The sequence below is a fragment of the Methanobrevibacter sp. genome (genome assembly GCF_017431965.1).
In the GTDB taxonomy this organism is placed as follows: Archaea; Methanobacteriota; Methanobacteria; order Methanobacteriales; family Methanobacteriaceae; genus Methanocatella.
The window spans coordinates 17,974-32,272 of sequence record NZ_JAFRKB010000046.1; the positions used below are offsets into that span (position 1 = coordinate 17,974).

General features: G+C 33.7%; 16 protein-coding genes. 14 read left to right on the forward strand and 2 right to left on the reverse strand.

Annotated elements, in window-relative coordinates:
- Positions 1–6: 6 nt before the first annotated feature.
- Positions 7–945, reverse strand: a complete 939-nt coding sequence (locus IJI93_RS06465; protein WP_292821381.1) for a transcriptional regulator — start codon at positions 943–945, stop codon at positions 7–9.
- Between the two features lie 59 nt (positions 946–1,004).
- Here IJI93_RS06465 and IJI93_RS06470 point away from each other — a divergent pair, with 59 nt between their 5' ends.
- The 10 genes from IJI93_RS06470 to IJI93_RS06515 all read left to right on the forward strand — a co-directional run bounded on the left by IJI93_RS06470 (position 1,005) and on the right by IJI93_RS06515 (position 10,442).
- Positions 1,005–2,264: a tRNA(Ile)(2)-agmatinylcytidine synthase gene (locus IJI93_RS06470; RefSeq protein WP_292821383.1), complete on the forward strand. Its 1,260-nt coding sequence runs from the start codon at positions 1,005–1,007 to the stop codon at positions 2,262–2,264.
- Positions 2,265–2,628: 364 nt separating this feature from the next.
- Complete coding sequence (locus IJI93_RS06475) at positions 2,629–3,879, forward strand: DUF3100 domain-containing protein (protein ID WP_292821385.1); 1,251 nt, start codon at positions 2,629–2,631, stop codon at positions 3,877–3,879.
- 222 nt (positions 3,880–4,101) lie between these two features.
- The gene (locus tag IJI93_RS06480; RefSeq protein ID WP_366513287.1) at positions 4,102–4,980 is read left to right on the forward strand and encodes a DUF3100 domain-containing protein; all 879 of its coding nucleotides are present in this window, start codon (positions 4,102–4,104) and stop codon (positions 4,978–4,980) included.
- On the forward strand, positions 4,980–5,471 hold the full coding sequence (locus IJI93_RS06485) for a hypothetical protein (protein WP_292821387.1): 492 nt from the start codon (positions 4,980–4,982) through the stop codon (positions 5,469–5,471). The genes IJI93_RS06480 and IJI93_RS06485 overlap by 1 nt, the downstream gene beginning before the upstream one ends.
- Before the next feature lie 90 nt (positions 5,472–5,561).
- Positions 5,562–6,971 (forward strand): MmgE/PrpD family protein, encoded by a 1,410-nt coding sequence (locus tag IJI93_RS06490; protein ID WP_292821389.1) that lies wholly within the window; start codon positions 5,562–5,564, stop codon positions 6,969–6,971.
- Positions 6,972–6,976: 5 nt separating this feature from the next.
- Positions 6,977–7,879 carry a peptidase gene (locus tag IJI93_RS06495; RefSeq protein WP_292821391.1) on the forward strand — a complete coding sequence of 301 codons (903 nt, stop codon included), beginning with the start codon at positions 6,977–6,979 and terminating at the stop codon, positions 7,877–7,879.
- Positions 7,880–7,883: 4 nt separating this feature from the next.
- Complete coding sequence (locus IJI93_RS06500; protein WP_292821393.1) at positions 7,884–8,756, forward strand: fumarate hydratase; 873 nt, start codon at positions 7,884–7,886, stop codon at positions 8,754–8,756.
- Positions 8,757–8,790: 34 nt separating this feature from the next.
- Positions 8,791–9,588, forward strand: coding sequence for a citryl-CoA lyase (locus IJI93_RS06505; protein ID WP_292821395.1), 798 nt, complete (start codon positions 8,791–8,793; stop codon positions 9,586–9,588).
- A 4-nt stretch (positions 9,589–9,592) separates the two neighbouring features.
- Complete coding sequence (locus tag IJI93_RS06510; RefSeq protein ID WP_292821397.1) at positions 9,593–10,102, forward strand: nitroreductase family protein; 510 nt, start codon at positions 9,593–9,595, stop codon at positions 10,100–10,102.
- A gap of 1 nt (position 10,103) precedes the next feature.
- Positions 10,104–10,442 (forward strand): hypothetical protein, encoded by a 339-nt coding sequence (locus IJI93_RS06515; RefSeq protein WP_292821398.1) that lies wholly within the window; start codon positions 10,104–10,106, stop codon positions 10,440–10,442.
- On the opposite strand, the gene IJI93_RS06520 is transcribed toward IJI93_RS06515, so the two are convergent.
- Positions 10,432–10,719 (reverse strand): hypothetical protein, encoded by a 288-nt coding sequence (locus tag IJI93_RS06520; RefSeq protein WP_292821400.1) that lies wholly within the window; start codon positions 10,717–10,719, stop codon positions 10,432–10,434. The genes IJI93_RS06515 and IJI93_RS06520 overlap by 11 nt on opposite strands.
- Before the next feature lie 106 nt (positions 10,720–10,825).
- Here IJI93_RS06520 and IJI93_RS06525 point away from each other — a divergent pair, with 106 nt between their 5' ends.
- The 4 genes from IJI93_RS06525 (at position 10,826) to IJI93_RS06540 (ending at position 14,222) form a co-directional block, all read left to right on the forward strand.
- Positions 10,826–11,176, forward strand: a complete 351-nt coding sequence (locus IJI93_RS06525) for a hypothetical protein (protein WP_292821401.1) — start codon at positions 10,826–10,828, stop codon at positions 11,174–11,176.
- Positions 11,177–11,341: 165 nt separating this feature from the next.
- Positions 11,342–11,656: an HrpE/YscL family type III secretion apparatus protein gene (locus tag IJI93_RS06530; protein ID WP_292821402.1), complete on the forward strand. Its 315-nt coding sequence runs from the start codon at positions 11,342–11,344 to the stop codon at positions 11,654–11,656.
- An 11-nt stretch (positions 11,657–11,667) separates the two neighbouring features.
- A complete protein-coding gene (locus IJI93_RS06535) occupies positions 11,668–13,671 on the forward strand; it encodes a V-type ATP synthase subunit I (protein WP_292821403.1) in 2,004 nt (667 codons plus the stop codon).
- A gap of 65 nt (positions 13,672–13,736) precedes the next feature.
- Positions 13,737–14,222, forward strand: coding sequence for a V-type ATP synthase subunit K (locus IJI93_RS06540; protein ID WP_069573492.1), 486 nt, complete (start codon positions 13,737–13,739; stop codon positions 14,220–14,222).
- Positions 14,223–14,299 lie beyond the last annotated feature (77 nt).

Sequence of the window (14,299 nt, forward strand, 5' to 3'; positions counted from 1 at the left end):
TCACACCTAGTTTTCTTTTCTTTCTTTAATCATCTTTAATAATTCTTTTGAATTTTCAAATTCCTTTAACTCCCAAGATTTAATGACTGGGATTGTTCCAATCGATTCTTTAATCTTTTCGTTATTGATGATAAACACAGGTTCTGATGTTGTAACCATGGACAAATCTTTTAGTGGAATTGCCATTCTTTTTAGAGTTTTTTCAGTCCTGTTCTTTTCAACATTCGCAATCAGTGGTGAATGTTTATCGGAACTTTTCATTTTTGCGACAGCATCGAATGGACTTTTGCTTGTTGAGACAACTCCATAACCTAATTTTGATAAATCCAGTGTGTCATCACCTTCACTATATTTGATATCTTCGATTTTGGGTTGTTTTAGCAAATCAATATCGAGCGTAACTTTTGTATTCAAAATTTCTTCTAAAATCATTGCGGTTTCAGTGTTTGCACGAACAATTTCATTTTCATATTTGTACATGGTAGCTCTTGATACATGGGCCAAGTCCGCCAAATCTTTTAGTGAAAGGGAATAATCTTCACGGTATTGTTTAATAACATTGCCGTCAATTTTAACGAAGTATCCTCCTCTATCTGCAAGGATTTCAGGATATTCGTTGTATAAAATCATATTTTTCAATGTTTCAAAGCCAATTGTTGGAATGTCATATCTTTCATAAATCACTCCTTCTTCCAACACGCCGTTTCTTGATTTTTCACCGATTATGATTGGTGATGCAAGAAATATGTTGGCCAATTGCTTCATTTCATGAGCATTGCTTTCGTTAATGCTGTCTATATTTTGAAATGTTTTTAAAAGTAAAATAAGTAAATTTTTACGAGCTACAATATCAAATGATCCTTGGTCATAAATATCAGATGTTTTATAACCTTGAGATTTCAGTAAACTTTCAATTTGTTGCAGCAATTGGCTTCGAGTCAACATTTTAATTCCTCTTGTAAACTATATATTGTTATAACTCTAATATATGTTATAATTTAAAGGTGATTATAATTAAGTATTTACATATTGGAATTGACGATACGGATTCCCCTGATGGAATGTGCACAACATATTTGGCAAGCCAAATCATCAATAAATTTAAAGATAATGGGATTGAGTTGGCAGATTATCCCAGATTGATTCGCCTTAACCCATTTGCAAGATTTAAAACCCGTGGAAATGGGGGAGTTAGTTTAAAGATTTTAAATGATGATAAATCCAATTTGGCTCGTAAAATTGTCTTGTCTGAAGTTGAAAAGCTTTCCATGTTTGATTGTGACAACACAAATCCCGGCGTGATATTTTATGAAGGTGAAATAACCGAAGAAATGCGGGAGTATGCATTCAGGGCGATTTATGAATTCATTGAAATTGATGAGGCTGAGAAATTTGGAAAATCTGTAGGCTGTGAGATTCATAAATTCAAGAAAGGAAGGGGAATTATTGGGTCCATTGCGGCCATTAGCTTGCCTTTAAGTGATTATACATTTGAATTGCTTACATATAGAAGTGCTGAAAATTATGGTACCAAACGTCAAATTGATTATGAATCGGTTTATTTAATGGATAGTGAAACTTTTCCAGATACTTTTGAAAATATTGATTATTCTGAGGATTATATAGCTATTGAGCCTAAAACTCCATGTCCTGTTTTATATGGCATTCGATCAAATACTGTTGAAGCACTGGAAGTTGCCAAAAGTATTGTTAAAGTTAATGAACCTGTTGTAGATTACTGCATTTTCAAAACCAACCAGCATACAGATATGCATATTCAAAAAGCTTCAGATATTGCATCAATGAAACAGTTTGGATGTTATGAAGTGGTTGGTGAGGTTAAAAATAAACCTACCATAATTGATGGGGGGCATATGTTTTTCTACATTAAAGATGAATCAGGAGAGATTGAATGCGGGGCATATGAACCAACAAAAAATTTCAGAAAAATAGTTTCTCATTTAAGGCCGGGGGATGTGATTAGGGTCTTTGGTGGAATTGGCGAGCAAAATACATTCAATATTGAAAAATTTCAAATCTTGGAATTGAATGATGTTGAATACAAAAATCCAATTTGTAAATGTGGTAAAAGAATGACTTCTGCAGGTAAAAATAAAGGATTCAAATGTAAGAAATGCGGAAATAAAATAGAATCTGATGAAAAAGTTCAGGTTAAAATTGATAGGTTTTTGGAAACTAGCAAATTTTATGAAACACCGGTTTCCGCTCGCAGGCACCTCTCAAAACCACTTTGCAGGATGTAATCCTAATCAATTTTATTCACTATTTGTGAATTTTTTATTAGTTTTTTCCTAGTTTTTATTCCTAATTTATGAAATAATGGGAATTAAATAATATGTATTTATATATACCTTTTTTCATAGTATCATTTAATTAGTATATGTTTATACTGGATGAGTGATGTATTATTATTGAAAAATTTGAGAGTTTTTTTAATATGCTTGATGCATTATAATTAAGAGAAATTTATCAAAAGTTCTTGGAGGAGATTTTATAACTAATCAGCAACATCCTTTTAGGGAAAAAACAGATAGGGCGGTTAAAAAGAGACCGCCTTGGGTTGAATATAAGGTGCACATTGTTGTTTTCTTTTTGGTTATAGTTTCGATGTTTATTGGTGTTATTGAGATTCAAATAACCGATACCATCCAAATAGTTTTATTGCCTTTGTTATTTGCTTTGGTTATGGGATTGGCTCTTTTTTTGGCAAAACCTATTAAATTTGTTGGCAGTAGTCAATCTAAAGTGGCTGAGGGAGTCATGATATTATTCATTGGGGTTTTAATTGCTAAATTGGCAATATCCAGTGGTCAATCTATTGATGAGGTTGTTAATGTAGGTCCTGCTTTGATTTTACAACAATTGGGGGATTTGGGAACTCTTATAGCTTTGCCAGTTGCTTTATTTTTAGGTTTTAGAAGAGAAGTTATTGGTATGACTAGTTCTATTTGTCGTGAACCCAATTTGGGGATTATCATTGATAAATATGGCTTCAAGTCTCCTGAGGCTAGGGGAGTTTTGGCTATTTTTGTTATTGGATCCATTATTGGAACTGCTTTTATAAGTCTTTTGTCAAGTATTTGTGTTTCAGTTTTACCTATTCATCCGTATGCCTTTGCAATGGCATCAGGTATAGGAAGTGCAAGTATGAATGCGGCGTCCTTGGCTTCAATATCCCACGCATTTCCAGCAATGGCTACTGATTTGGAAGCTTTTGCCGGGTGCAGTAATATTCTTTCATTCTGTTTCGGTATTTATATGTGTATTTTTGTTTCCATACCTCTTGCAGAAAAGTTATATGGGTGGTTATCTCCTAATATTGGGGATAGTGATGATGAATCTATTGATGATAAGTATGATATTCAGGGAGTTAAGCATGATAAATACATTTCTAAAGATGAATTAACCTGGGGTAAACTTGAAAGGTGGGGTGCGTTACTTTTAATTTTTTCAGTTATTGTAGCAATTGGAAACTTTGTAGGTTACCACTCTTCAATAGTCGATTCCTTCATTGGAATGATTATAATTTCAGTTATTACAATTGTGGGCATGTCTCTTGAAAGGATAGTTCCAAGAAATATTCAATCAATTATTTTTATCAGTTTGATAGGCATATTTATAGCCATTCCAGGTGTTCCAACATCAGATTTTGTAATTCATTATGTTTCACAAATTAATCTCATCACTATTGTAACTGCATTTTTGGCTTATGTCGGAATTGCAATAGGTAATGATTGGGTCGAATTTAAAAAGATTGGTTGGAAAGGTATTATTGTTACCGTGATTGTCATCTCCGGAACTTATCTGGGCTCTGCAACTATTGCACATTTAACACTGGCTGTTACAGGGATGATTTAATCTATTGCATCTTGATCTTTTAAATTAAGCAGAGTTTATAACATAAATTAATTCTTTTTTTATTCTTATTTTGTGAAATTAATATCTAATTTTATTCAAATTTATTCCTTTAATGTGAAATTTTCAAAAAAGTAATAATATTAATTTATATAATATGTAGAAATTATATTATATTTGTTAAGTAGATTTTACAATTTTTAATGCTTTGGGGAGTGGGTTTTTATTCCAAACAAAGATAATAATGTTGAACATATTTATCGTGAAAAAACAGATAAAAGGATTTTAAAGAAGAATCCTTGGAGAGATTACAGATTACATGTTACTGTACTTGTTTTAGTAATCATTGCAGAGTTAATTGGAACTATAAAGATTCCCCTCACTAAAGATGTTGCCATCACTATAATGCCGTTAATTTATACTATTATTTTGGGTTTAGCATTTTATTTGGCCAAACCAATTAAATGGATTCAAAGAAAACAGGCACGTATCGCTGAAGGGGCTATGATGCTTTTTATCGGTGTTTTAATTGCAAAGTTGGCTGTTTCCAGTGGTCAGTCAATAGGTTTAATTTTTGATATGGGGCCTGCATTGATTTTACAGGAATTGGGTCACTTAGCCACTATTTTGGTGCTCCCGATTGCATTACTTTTAGGATTTAAAAAGGAAGCTATCGGTATGACTAATTCTATCGGAAGGGAACCGAACGTCGCTGTTGTTGTAGATAAATATGGATTTAACTCTCCGGAATCAAGAGGAGTATTTGCGATATTTATTATTGGGACTGTAATAGGTACTATATTTATAAGTTTCCTCGTTACTTTTTCACTCTCATTTATACCATTGCACCCATATGCTTATGCTATGGCAAGCGGTGTGGGCAGTGCAAGTATGAATGCAGCAGCTATTGGCCCGACTCTAGCAGCTTTTCCAGGATTGGAAACTCAGATTGAAGCGTTTGCAGGTTTCAGCAATTTGCTTTCATTCTGTGTAGGTATATATATTGTAATATTCGTTGCAATTCCATTGACTGAAAGAATGTATAATTGGTTAGAACCTAAAATAGGAAAAGAACCGATTGTCCAAAAAAAGGAGGATGAATAATGCCTGATTTAATTGATGGATCTGAAAATGTTTCCGTTCATGGAATTTTCAATTGGATTTTGCTGCTGATTATATTTTCAGTCATAACAGTAATCGGTAATTATTTAGGTTACAAACATCCAATGACAGATTCTTTAGTTGGTATGGCAATATTGTCTGTCATTACTCTTATCGGCGTTTGGATGGAAAGGTATTTGCCATTCAATATTTCTTCAATTCTTTATATCAGCGTAATGGGTATTGTGATAGCATTTCCTGGAATGCCAACATCAGATTTTGTGCTTTATTATGTTTCTAAAATAGAGCTTTTATCAATCGTAACAGTATTTTTAGCTTATGTTGGTATCGGTATGGGTAAAAGCTGGGATGAATTTAAGGTATTAGGTTGGAGAGCTATTGTCATTACTGTTTTAGTCATTGCAGCAACTTATTATGGTGCAGCTATTGTGGCACATATTGTGTTGGTCGCTACTGGCGTTCCGGCCATTTAAGTGTTTTTTTCATTGCCTTGAAAAAATTGTTTTTGTTTGTAAGTTAACTATTTAATACTACTTTTTACATATACTAATTATAGGTGTTTTATGTTTTTACAAAATATTTCTAAATTTATTTCAAACTATCGCTATGAACAGGCAACTGTAGAATCAATCTCTACTGTAAAAGCAGCTTTTCTAGACTTTTTTGGAGTGACTTATAGGGGGTCTGGCGAAGAGGCTTCAAAAATAGCTTTCAACACTGTTGAAGAAATATTTTCAGGAAATCTAAAATTAAATTTAAGTGCATCTATTATCGGTACAAAAGAAAAAACAGACATGTTAAGCGCTGCTTTTTTAAATGGTGTTGCAGCACATATATTGGAGTTGGATGATGGTCACAGAGGGGCTCAAATCCATTTGGGAGCAATTATTTTTCCAACAGCTTTAGCAATTAGTGAAAGTCATGACTTGAGCGGAAAAGAATTCTTGGAAGCCGTTATTGTTGGTTATGAAGTGGGAATATTATTGGGAAAAATTGTAAATCCGGACCATAGGAATAAAGGATTCCATACAACTGGCACTATCGGTACTTTTATTGCTGGTGCTGTTGCTTCTAAATTATTGAAACTCGATGAAAATCAAACTTTGAATGCATTGGGTTTATGTGGAACTCAGGCTGCAGGCCTTTTAGAATCAGACCATGGAGGGTCTATGGGCAAGGCGTTACATGCGGGAAAAGCAGCATATAATGGTGTGTTATCTGCATTGCTTGCTCGAAATGGTTTCACAGGTAGCAGTACAATCTTTGATGGCGATGAAGGTTTTTTAAAAGCAATGGTATTTGATAATACGGACTATGATTCTGAGAATTTTTCATTTGAAAGTGTTATAAAAGACGTTGGCAAAGTCAGAGTAAGAGATATTTACTTTAAAAAATATCCATTCTGCAGACACCTGCACTCATCAATAGACACGGCATTAAAGCTTAAAGCCAGCATAGGTGATGAATATGACCATATTGAAAACTTGGCTGTTAAAACATATAAAATAGCTGCAGAGCATAATAACTTCAATCCAAAGAATCTTGAAGAGCTTAAACAAAGCCTGCCATATGCTGTAGCCATATCATTGGTAGTTGGTGAAGTAAGTGTTGATGAAATAAATCAGTTAATAGAATACGGGCTTTTGGATAACTATTCTTCAGTGGATGTTGTAAATAGCATTAAACGTTTAGCAAATAAAATGTTGCTTCTTTCCGATGATAAGTTAGATGAATTGTATCCTGATAAACGGCCGTCAAATGTTATAATTAAATTAGACAAGCAATTTAGAAATGGCGTTTTCCAAAACATAACCCTGCTTCCAAAAGGTGATTTTGAAAATCCATTCCAATTAAGAGAGTTAATAGATAAATTTAAAGGTTTGAATCCAAATTATAACGTTAAAAATTTAACGGTTATTGATACTTTAGAAGAATATTCGATGAAATATGTGGTTGACAAATTAAACGAGTAGATAATATGGATAATACAAAAGAATTTCTTGAAAAAATAGGCATTTATGAAACTTCGAAAGATTTCAAATCAGATAAGAGATTCAAAGACGGCGGCCAATATCGTTTTGAAGTTCCAGGAATCCAATCCCCAAAAACAATGAATGCTCTTCTTGAAGAATCACTTAAAAATAATATTTTCATTCATAGGGTTACTCAAACTAAAGGAATAATGATGTTGACTGATGAAGAAATTAAAGAAATGGTTAATTTGGCCATTAACTATGGTTGTGAACTGTTTTTGGCAGTCGGTCCAAGAGCAACTTATGATACATCAGCAACTGTCCATACTAAAGAAGGAAGCAGAATAGGTTATAGATTAAGGGGATATGACAATCTAGTTTATGCAATCGAGGATGTTAAAAGGGCTTGTAGATTGGGTGTCCGTGGGATATTGTTATACGATGAAGGTTTGCTTTGGACATTAAATGAAATGAGAAAAGCAGGTGAACTGCCTTCAAGTGTCCATTTTAAGTTATCTGCTCATGCAGGCCATTCCAACCCAGCAGCTGCGAAATTACTTGAATCGATTGGTCTTGATTCATTAAATCCTGTCCGTGATTTACAGATTCCTATGATTGCGGCTATTAGAAACGCCATCGATATATCAATAGATTTGCATACTGAAAATCCAAAGTCTACAGGCGGTTTCATAAGACATTACGAGGTTCCAGATTTTATTAAAGTGGCAGCACCGGTTTATCTAAAAACCGGAGGGTCTGTTGCGGCCAATCACAATTGGGATACGACTGAAAAAGAGGCAATTGCTCGTATAAAACAAGTAAAATTGGTCAAAAGGGTCATTGATAATTATTGCAATGATGCAATTCCTTCCCCAAATGATTCCAGTTATTTATCAGTTCCTGAGTGATTTTATGGATATTATAAATGATATTTCCGATTCGATAATTGATGCTTCAACCAGGTTATCTGATGATAAATTAAAAGCTTTAAAAAAAGCTATTGAAATTGAAACAAATGATAATGCTTCCTGGTGTTTATCACAGATTTTAGAAAACTATGGGGTGGCACAGAATACCAAATTTCCATTATGCGATGACACAGGTATTCCTCATGTTATTATTGAGTTGGGCAGTGAAAGAGAAATTACTGGCGAGCTTTTAGACAATATCCATGAAGGAATAGCTTTAGGTTTAAATAATCTTCCAGCACGGCCTATGGCTGTGAGAGGTGGTGAAATAGAACGGATTGAACAGTCTGAGGGTTTATATGAAAAACCGGGAATGCTTAAGCCTGCTTCAATTTTAATTGATTCAATTCATGATGAATCAACATATAAAAGAGATATTTCACCAGATACGTTAAATATTCATTTTTTACTTGAAGGTGGCGGTCCTGAGATAAGGGCTAAAACTTTTAGAGTTTATCATAAACGTTCATTTTCAAATGTTGTTGATACAGCAGTAGATTGGTTGGCGGATTCTTTAAAAATGTTGGGTTGCACTCCTTCCATTCCATCAATAGGCATTGGAAGAACACATTTTGAAGCGACTTCCCTTTTGCTGAAATCAATTGCTTATGGTAGTCTTGATTGCCAAAATGATATTGAAAAGTATGTAACATCTAAGTTAAATGAAACAGGAATCGGTCCATTGGGTTTTGGTGGAAAAACCACTGTTTTAGGGTCTTATGTTAATATTGGAAATCAAAGAGCAAGTGGTGTTAGAATAGTTTCTGTTAGGCCCTCTTGTTTTGTTGAACCGAGAGTAGCTCATTTAAAATTGTAAAATTTATATAGTTTAATTTAAAGAAGGGAAAATCATGCAAGAAAATAATTTTAGGGTAAATCCTCACTCATTAAAAACATCAATATCCCGAGTTGAAACTGATAAAATAGTCACTCGAGGTTACAACCAAAGGGATTTGATTGAAAAAATCAGATATAGTGATATGATTTATTTATTGTTGAAAGGAAGATTGCCATCACCTATTGAAGGGAAGGTATTCAATCATGTTCTGGTTTCATTTTGTGATCATGGAGTAACTCCTCCAAGCACACAGACTGCGCGGTTGGTGGCTTCCTCAGGGTCTCCTATCAATTCGGCAGTGGCCGGAGCATTATTGTCATTTGGAAATAAACATGCGGGAGCTATTGAAAAGGCAATGGATTTATATCAATCCAGGATAAATTCACTTCATATGATTGATGATTCCAATATTGATAACAAACAAATCGCAAGATTGGCTATTGACTTGTATAATGAATATGTACTGGGTGATAAAAAAATACCCGGTTTTGGCCATAGGTATCATAATGTTGATCCGAGGGCAAGCAAATTGATGGAGTTAGTCATAAAAGAAGGTTTTGTAGGTCCGCACATTAAATTAGCTTTGGCTCTTGAGGATTTGGCATATCAAAAGAAAGGAATCAGGTTAAATGTTGATGGTGCAAATGCAGCTATTTTATCTGATTTGGGTTTTGACCCTGAATTGGGGTTAGGCGTTTTTATAATTGGAAGAGTTCCTGGAATTATTGCACATATCCATGAAGAGAAAATGGATGAAGAGGAATTTAGAAGATTTTGCGATTTGGATGATATAGAATATTATGGAAGGTGATGTCATGGAGTTTATTGATGTAATTAATGAAAGATACAGTGTTAGAGGATATCTAGATAAAGAAGTTGAAGCAGAAAAGATTGAATATGTCCTAAAAGCAGCAACAATTGCACCAACTGGCGTCAATTACCAACCTTTCAAAGTTTATGTAATTGATACTAAGAAATATAAGGATGAGTTGTCTGAGATTTACGGTGCAAATTGGTTTACTGAAGCACCTTATGTATTATGTGTAGTCGCTTTAAGAGATAAGGCATGGACCAGGCCGTGGGATGGGAAAAATATTGCTGATATTGATGCAACTATTGTAATGGATCATATGATTCTTGCGGCGACTGATGTGGGATTGGGGACTTGCTTTATTGGCGCATTTAAGAAAAACAAGACTCACCAATTTTTACAATTGGAGGAAAATGAGGAACCTGTCCTTTTCACTCCTTTGGGCTATGGTAATGCGGAACCGAGGGACACTCCGAGAAAACAATTGGATGAATTTGTAGTGTATATAGATTGAAATGAAATTGTTTATTTTAAATGCTGATAATTCTAATGAATTGACAAAAATTGCCGAAGAATTATCTCAAAAGAAATTTAAAGTAATTGATGAAGATGAAAACTTCATATTGATGAGAAAAAGGAGATATGGCAATATCTTAATTCAGGTCATCTGTTTACTGTTGGCACTGGCTGTTTCGGGGATATTTTTATTTATAAATGTGGGATATTTTACATATTCATACCTGTGGGCATCTCCACATGTGTTAATCACCACGGAAAAAGTTGGAGAAAATGGCGAAAAACTTGAATTTGATAGTATGGATGAAGTCTTAAAAAAAGCAAATGCTATTTTATGAGTTCATCTACACTGTATTCTTCTATTTTTCTAATCAGCAATGGATTTTTAGCATTAACATATTCTGATTCTTCGCCTATTTTTGCATCAATAAACACTTTATCCGCTTGGGGTTCGGTAAATAATGAGATGATATCCTCTATAAAATTGTCGTAGTCTTTTTGAATTTCTTCACTACTAAAACCCAAACGTGGAAGTTCCTCAGTCCAAATATCCTCGCCAGGTGAGAACTTTTTGTCAATTAGTTTTTCATTTTTAATTTCACCATCTAACGTCAAAGAAAAATCTTTGTTTAGTATTATCCATACTGCCCTATCCATGTATAGACATTTAATTATAAAATGATATAAATATTATGAAGATATAATTAAATTTAGTGTTATTATGTCAAATGTTAAAATGTTTAAATTACTTGGTGTATTTCTGGCTTTAATGTTGATAGTATTGGCAATAGCTCCTATTTTAAGGCATCAGCCATTAACAAATGATGTAATTGCTACTGCAATTATCTTGATATTGATTGCTGTTGCATATTTTATTATAATGTTTAAACCACCATGGACCAAAGCGGTTTTCTTTTTTGAAGGGATAGTTATTGGTGTTAGTGGGTATATGTTACTTGCATTTCCGTACAATATAGAACTTCTTATTGTTGGTTTAATCATTATTTGTATAGCAATTCTTGCTTATTTACAAAAATTACCGCCAAGTATGCTGAAATGGTTCTATAGATAAATTATTTATCTTTTATTCTTTTTTTTCTATTATTTTTTTATCTAATTATTATATTTTGAATACTTTTTTTTAATCTAATTTAAATTTTAACAATTTTTACAAATATTAAATAGTAAAAGATATATATATTGCACAATAAAAATAAATACACCATGGTGATTTATTATGGCAGAGATATCAGGCGCAATCGAAATGATAAAAAAAGCTGAATCTGATGCTGAACAACTTATTATTGATTCAGAGTCCCAATCAAAAGAGTTAATTGCTGAATCAAAAGTAAAAGCTGAGGAAATTATTTCCCAAGCTAAAGCGGCAGCTGAAGAAGAAGCGAAAAATACTATTTTTGATGCAGAAGATAAAGCTAAAGAAGAAGCGCAAGCTATAGCTAAAAAGTCCGATGAAGATGTTGCAGCTATTAAAGATGCTGCTATGGCTAATGTTGATGATGCTGCTTCTATTATTGTCAAAAATATTTTGTAGTGTGAGATTATATGTTCAAGACAGCTAGAATGCGTAAAATTAGAATTGTTACACTTGAAAAGTATGTAGCCCCTACAGTGGATGCGCTCCACGAATCAGGGCTTATACAAATAAGTGATATTTCTGATAGCATTCAGCAAGATCCTGAATTAGCGGAATTAGTAACCCCTGCTAAAGCTACTCCATTAACTGGTAAGCTATCTTCACTTCTAATGAAAACAAATGGTATATCTGAACTTTTAGGAAATTCTTTATCAGAAGGCCATGGGTTAAAAGATACTTTAATGTCTTTTATAAGTCCAGATTTACCTGTTCAAAAAGAAATAGAAGCTCTAGATACTGAAGCTTTCATTGTTGAAGCTGAAAATACTCTAGACCAGGTGGAGAGTAAAACACATGTAATTGAGGGTAAACTAGCCGCACTCGACGCTGAAACAAGTGAACTCAAGTCTAATAAAAGTTTGGCTAATCGCTTATCTAATTTTGACATGGATTTAGCTCTTTTAAAAGATTCAAAGTACACTTCTACTACTATTGGAAGGATTAATGCTGAATCTACTTCAGAAATCAAAAATCAATTAAGTAACTTGACTGACGAATTAGATGTATTTACAGTTCCTATGGCGGATGATGATGGTGAAATTATCGTCGTAGTGACTTTAAAAGAATTTAGTGATGATGTTTATTCAACTCTTCGTAAATTCGACTTTGAGAAAATTGAAGTAGGTAATGTTGAAGGTACTCCTCAACAAATTATTTCAAATGCTGATTCAAGATTGGTGTCCATTGAATCTGAACGTACTGCTGTTAAATCAGAATTAAGAGCAGTCGCTGAGCAATGGGATGATGAAATATTGGCGCTCAAAGAACAATTAGAAAATGAAAAAGAAAAGAACGAAATTTTATCTTCTTTTGTTCAAACTAAAGATGCTTATGTACTTGAAGCATGGGTACCTGTAAAGGATACTGAAAAAGTTGAACAATTAGTTGAAAAAAGTTCTGACGGACATTGTGCCTTTGAAACAATTGAAGTTGAAGGTACAGATGATGAAGATGTTCCTGTTTTACAACAAAACGGATGGTATTCCAAACCTTTCGAATACTTAGTTGATATGTACTCTCCGGTACGTTACAACGCTATGGATCCAACAATATTTGTTGCAATAACTTTCCCATTCTTCTTCGGTTTCTGTTTAACCGATGCAGTTTATGGTTTAGTTGTATCTGCAATTGGTGTTGTCTTATTAAAAGGTCTTGGAAAAGTTAAAGAATCCATGCATTCTTTTGGTTGGATTTTAATTTGGTCAGGTCTATGGGCAGTTATCCTTGGTCTGATAACCAATGGTTTCATTGGGGACTTCCCAGAAAGAATAGCAGGTTTCCGTTTACCAACTGTATTTGCTCCTGTAGAAGCATTTGTACACCCGGATACTATTTTAATAATAGCTATCGCTGTGGGTCTTATTTACACTAACATAGGATTTATCTTAGGTACTATTAACAACTTAAGATATGGTAGAGTAAAAGAAGCTATTGGATCCCAAATTTGTTGGTTTGTTTTTGAAGCTGGAATTATTTTACTCGCTTTAGGATACCTGATGCCTGCAATCGGTATGATAGGTATGATTTTAGGCGGAATCTTAATACTTGCAACTATTGGAATGTTAGTATGGGCTAATGGAGCATATGGTGTAATGGATATTTTCGGTTACATGGGAGATGTTTTATCCTACGCTCGTCTTTTAGCATTATGTTTAGCTACTGGTGGTATTGCAATGACTGTAAACATCCTAGCTCAAATGTTAAATAATATGGTTCCATATGCAGGAATTGTTTTAGCAATATTTGTATTCATATTTGGTCATATAGCAAACTTCGCTTTCCAAGTATTAGGTGCATTTATTAACGCTTTACGTCTTAACTATGTAGAGTTCTTCTCACAATTCTTTGAAGAAGGTAAAGGTAAATTCGAAGCTTTTAAAGCAAAAAGAACATTTACAAAAATTAAAAATTAAAAATTTTTCATTTATATCTTAAATTAAAATTATAAAATCAATTATATTTCAAAGGTGAATTAAATATGGTAGAAATTGCTTTAGGTACTGCTTTAGCAGCAATTGGTGCTGGAGTAGCAATTGGTTTTGCTGGATTAGGTTCCGGTTTAGGGCAAGGTATGGCTGCTGCTGGATCTGTAGGCGCAGTTGCAGAAGATAACGACATGTTTGCAAGAGGTATTATTTTCTCTGCATTACCAGAAACTCAGGCTATTTACGGGTTCTTGGTTGCAATTTTATTATTAGTATTCTCAGGATTATTAGGTGGAGGACAAGGATTACCTACTGAAGCAGGTATTGTAGCTATTGGTGTAGGTGCATCCATTGGTTTTGCTGGTTTAGGTTCCGGTATGGGACAAGGTATGGCAGCAGCATCCTCTGTCGGTGCTATTGTAGAAGACAATGATATGTTTGCTCGTGGTATTATTTTCTCTGCATTACCAGAGACACAAGCTATTTACGGTTTCTTGATTGCTATTTTACTTATGGTATTCGGTGGAATCTTAGGTTAAGGAGGCAATTTATATGAGCTCAGGCACAGATAAAATTGTTTCAAGCATTATGTCTGAAGCCCAAGAGAAAGCTGATG

Bases quoted from the DNA above. Each gene is read 5' to 3' on its own strand.
- IJI93_RS06515 (WP_292821398.1), top strand. From the start codon at position 10,104: ATGAAATTGTTTATTTTAAATGCTGATAATTCTAATGAATTGACAAAA.
- IJI93_RS06540 (WP_069573492.1), top strand. From the start codon at position 13,737: ATGGTAGAAATTGCTTTAGGTACTGCTTTAGCAGCAATTGGTGCTGGA.
- IJI93_RS06510 (WP_292821397.1), top strand. From the start codon at position 9,593: ATGGAGTTTATTGATGTAATTAATGAAAGATACAGTGTTAGAGGATAT.
- IJI93_RS06475 (WP_292821385.1), top strand. From the start codon at position 2,629: ATGTTTATTGGTGTTATTGAGATTCAAATAACCGATACCATCCAAATA.
- IJI93_RS06500 (WP_292821393.1), top strand. From the start codon at position 7,884: ATGGATATTATAAATGATATTTCCGATTCGATAATTGATGCTTCAACC.
- IJI93_RS06535 (WP_292821403.1), top strand. From the start codon at position 11,668: ATGTTCAAGACAGCTAGAATGCGTAAAATTAGAATTGTTACACTTGAA.
- IJI93_RS06490 (WP_292821389.1), top strand. From the start codon at position 5,562: ATGTTTTTACAAAATATTTCTAAATTTATTTCAAACTATCGCTATGAA.
- IJI93_RS06525 (WP_292821401.1), top strand. From the start codon at position 10,826: ATGTCAAATGTTAAAATGTTTAAATTACTTGGTGTATTTCTGGCTTTA.
- IJI93_RS06505 (WP_292821395.1), top strand. From the start codon at position 8,791: ATGCAAGAAAATAATTTTAGGGTAAATCCTCACTCATTAAAAACATCA.
- IJI93_RS06465 (WP_292821381.1), bottom strand. From the start codon at position 945: ATGTTGACTCGAAGCCAATTGCTGCAACAAATTGAAAGTTTACTGAAA.
- IJI93_RS06530 (WP_292821402.1), top strand. From the start codon at position 11,342: ATGGCAGAGATATCAGGCGCAATCGAAATGATAAAAAAAGCTGAATCT.
- IJI93_RS06495 (WP_292821391.1), top strand. From the start codon at position 6,977: ATGGATAATACAAAAGAATTTCTTGAAAAAATAGGCATTTATGAAACT.
- IJI93_RS06485 (WP_292821387.1), top strand. From the start codon at position 4,980: ATGCCTGATTTAATTGATGGATCTGAAAATGTTTCCGTTCATGGAATT.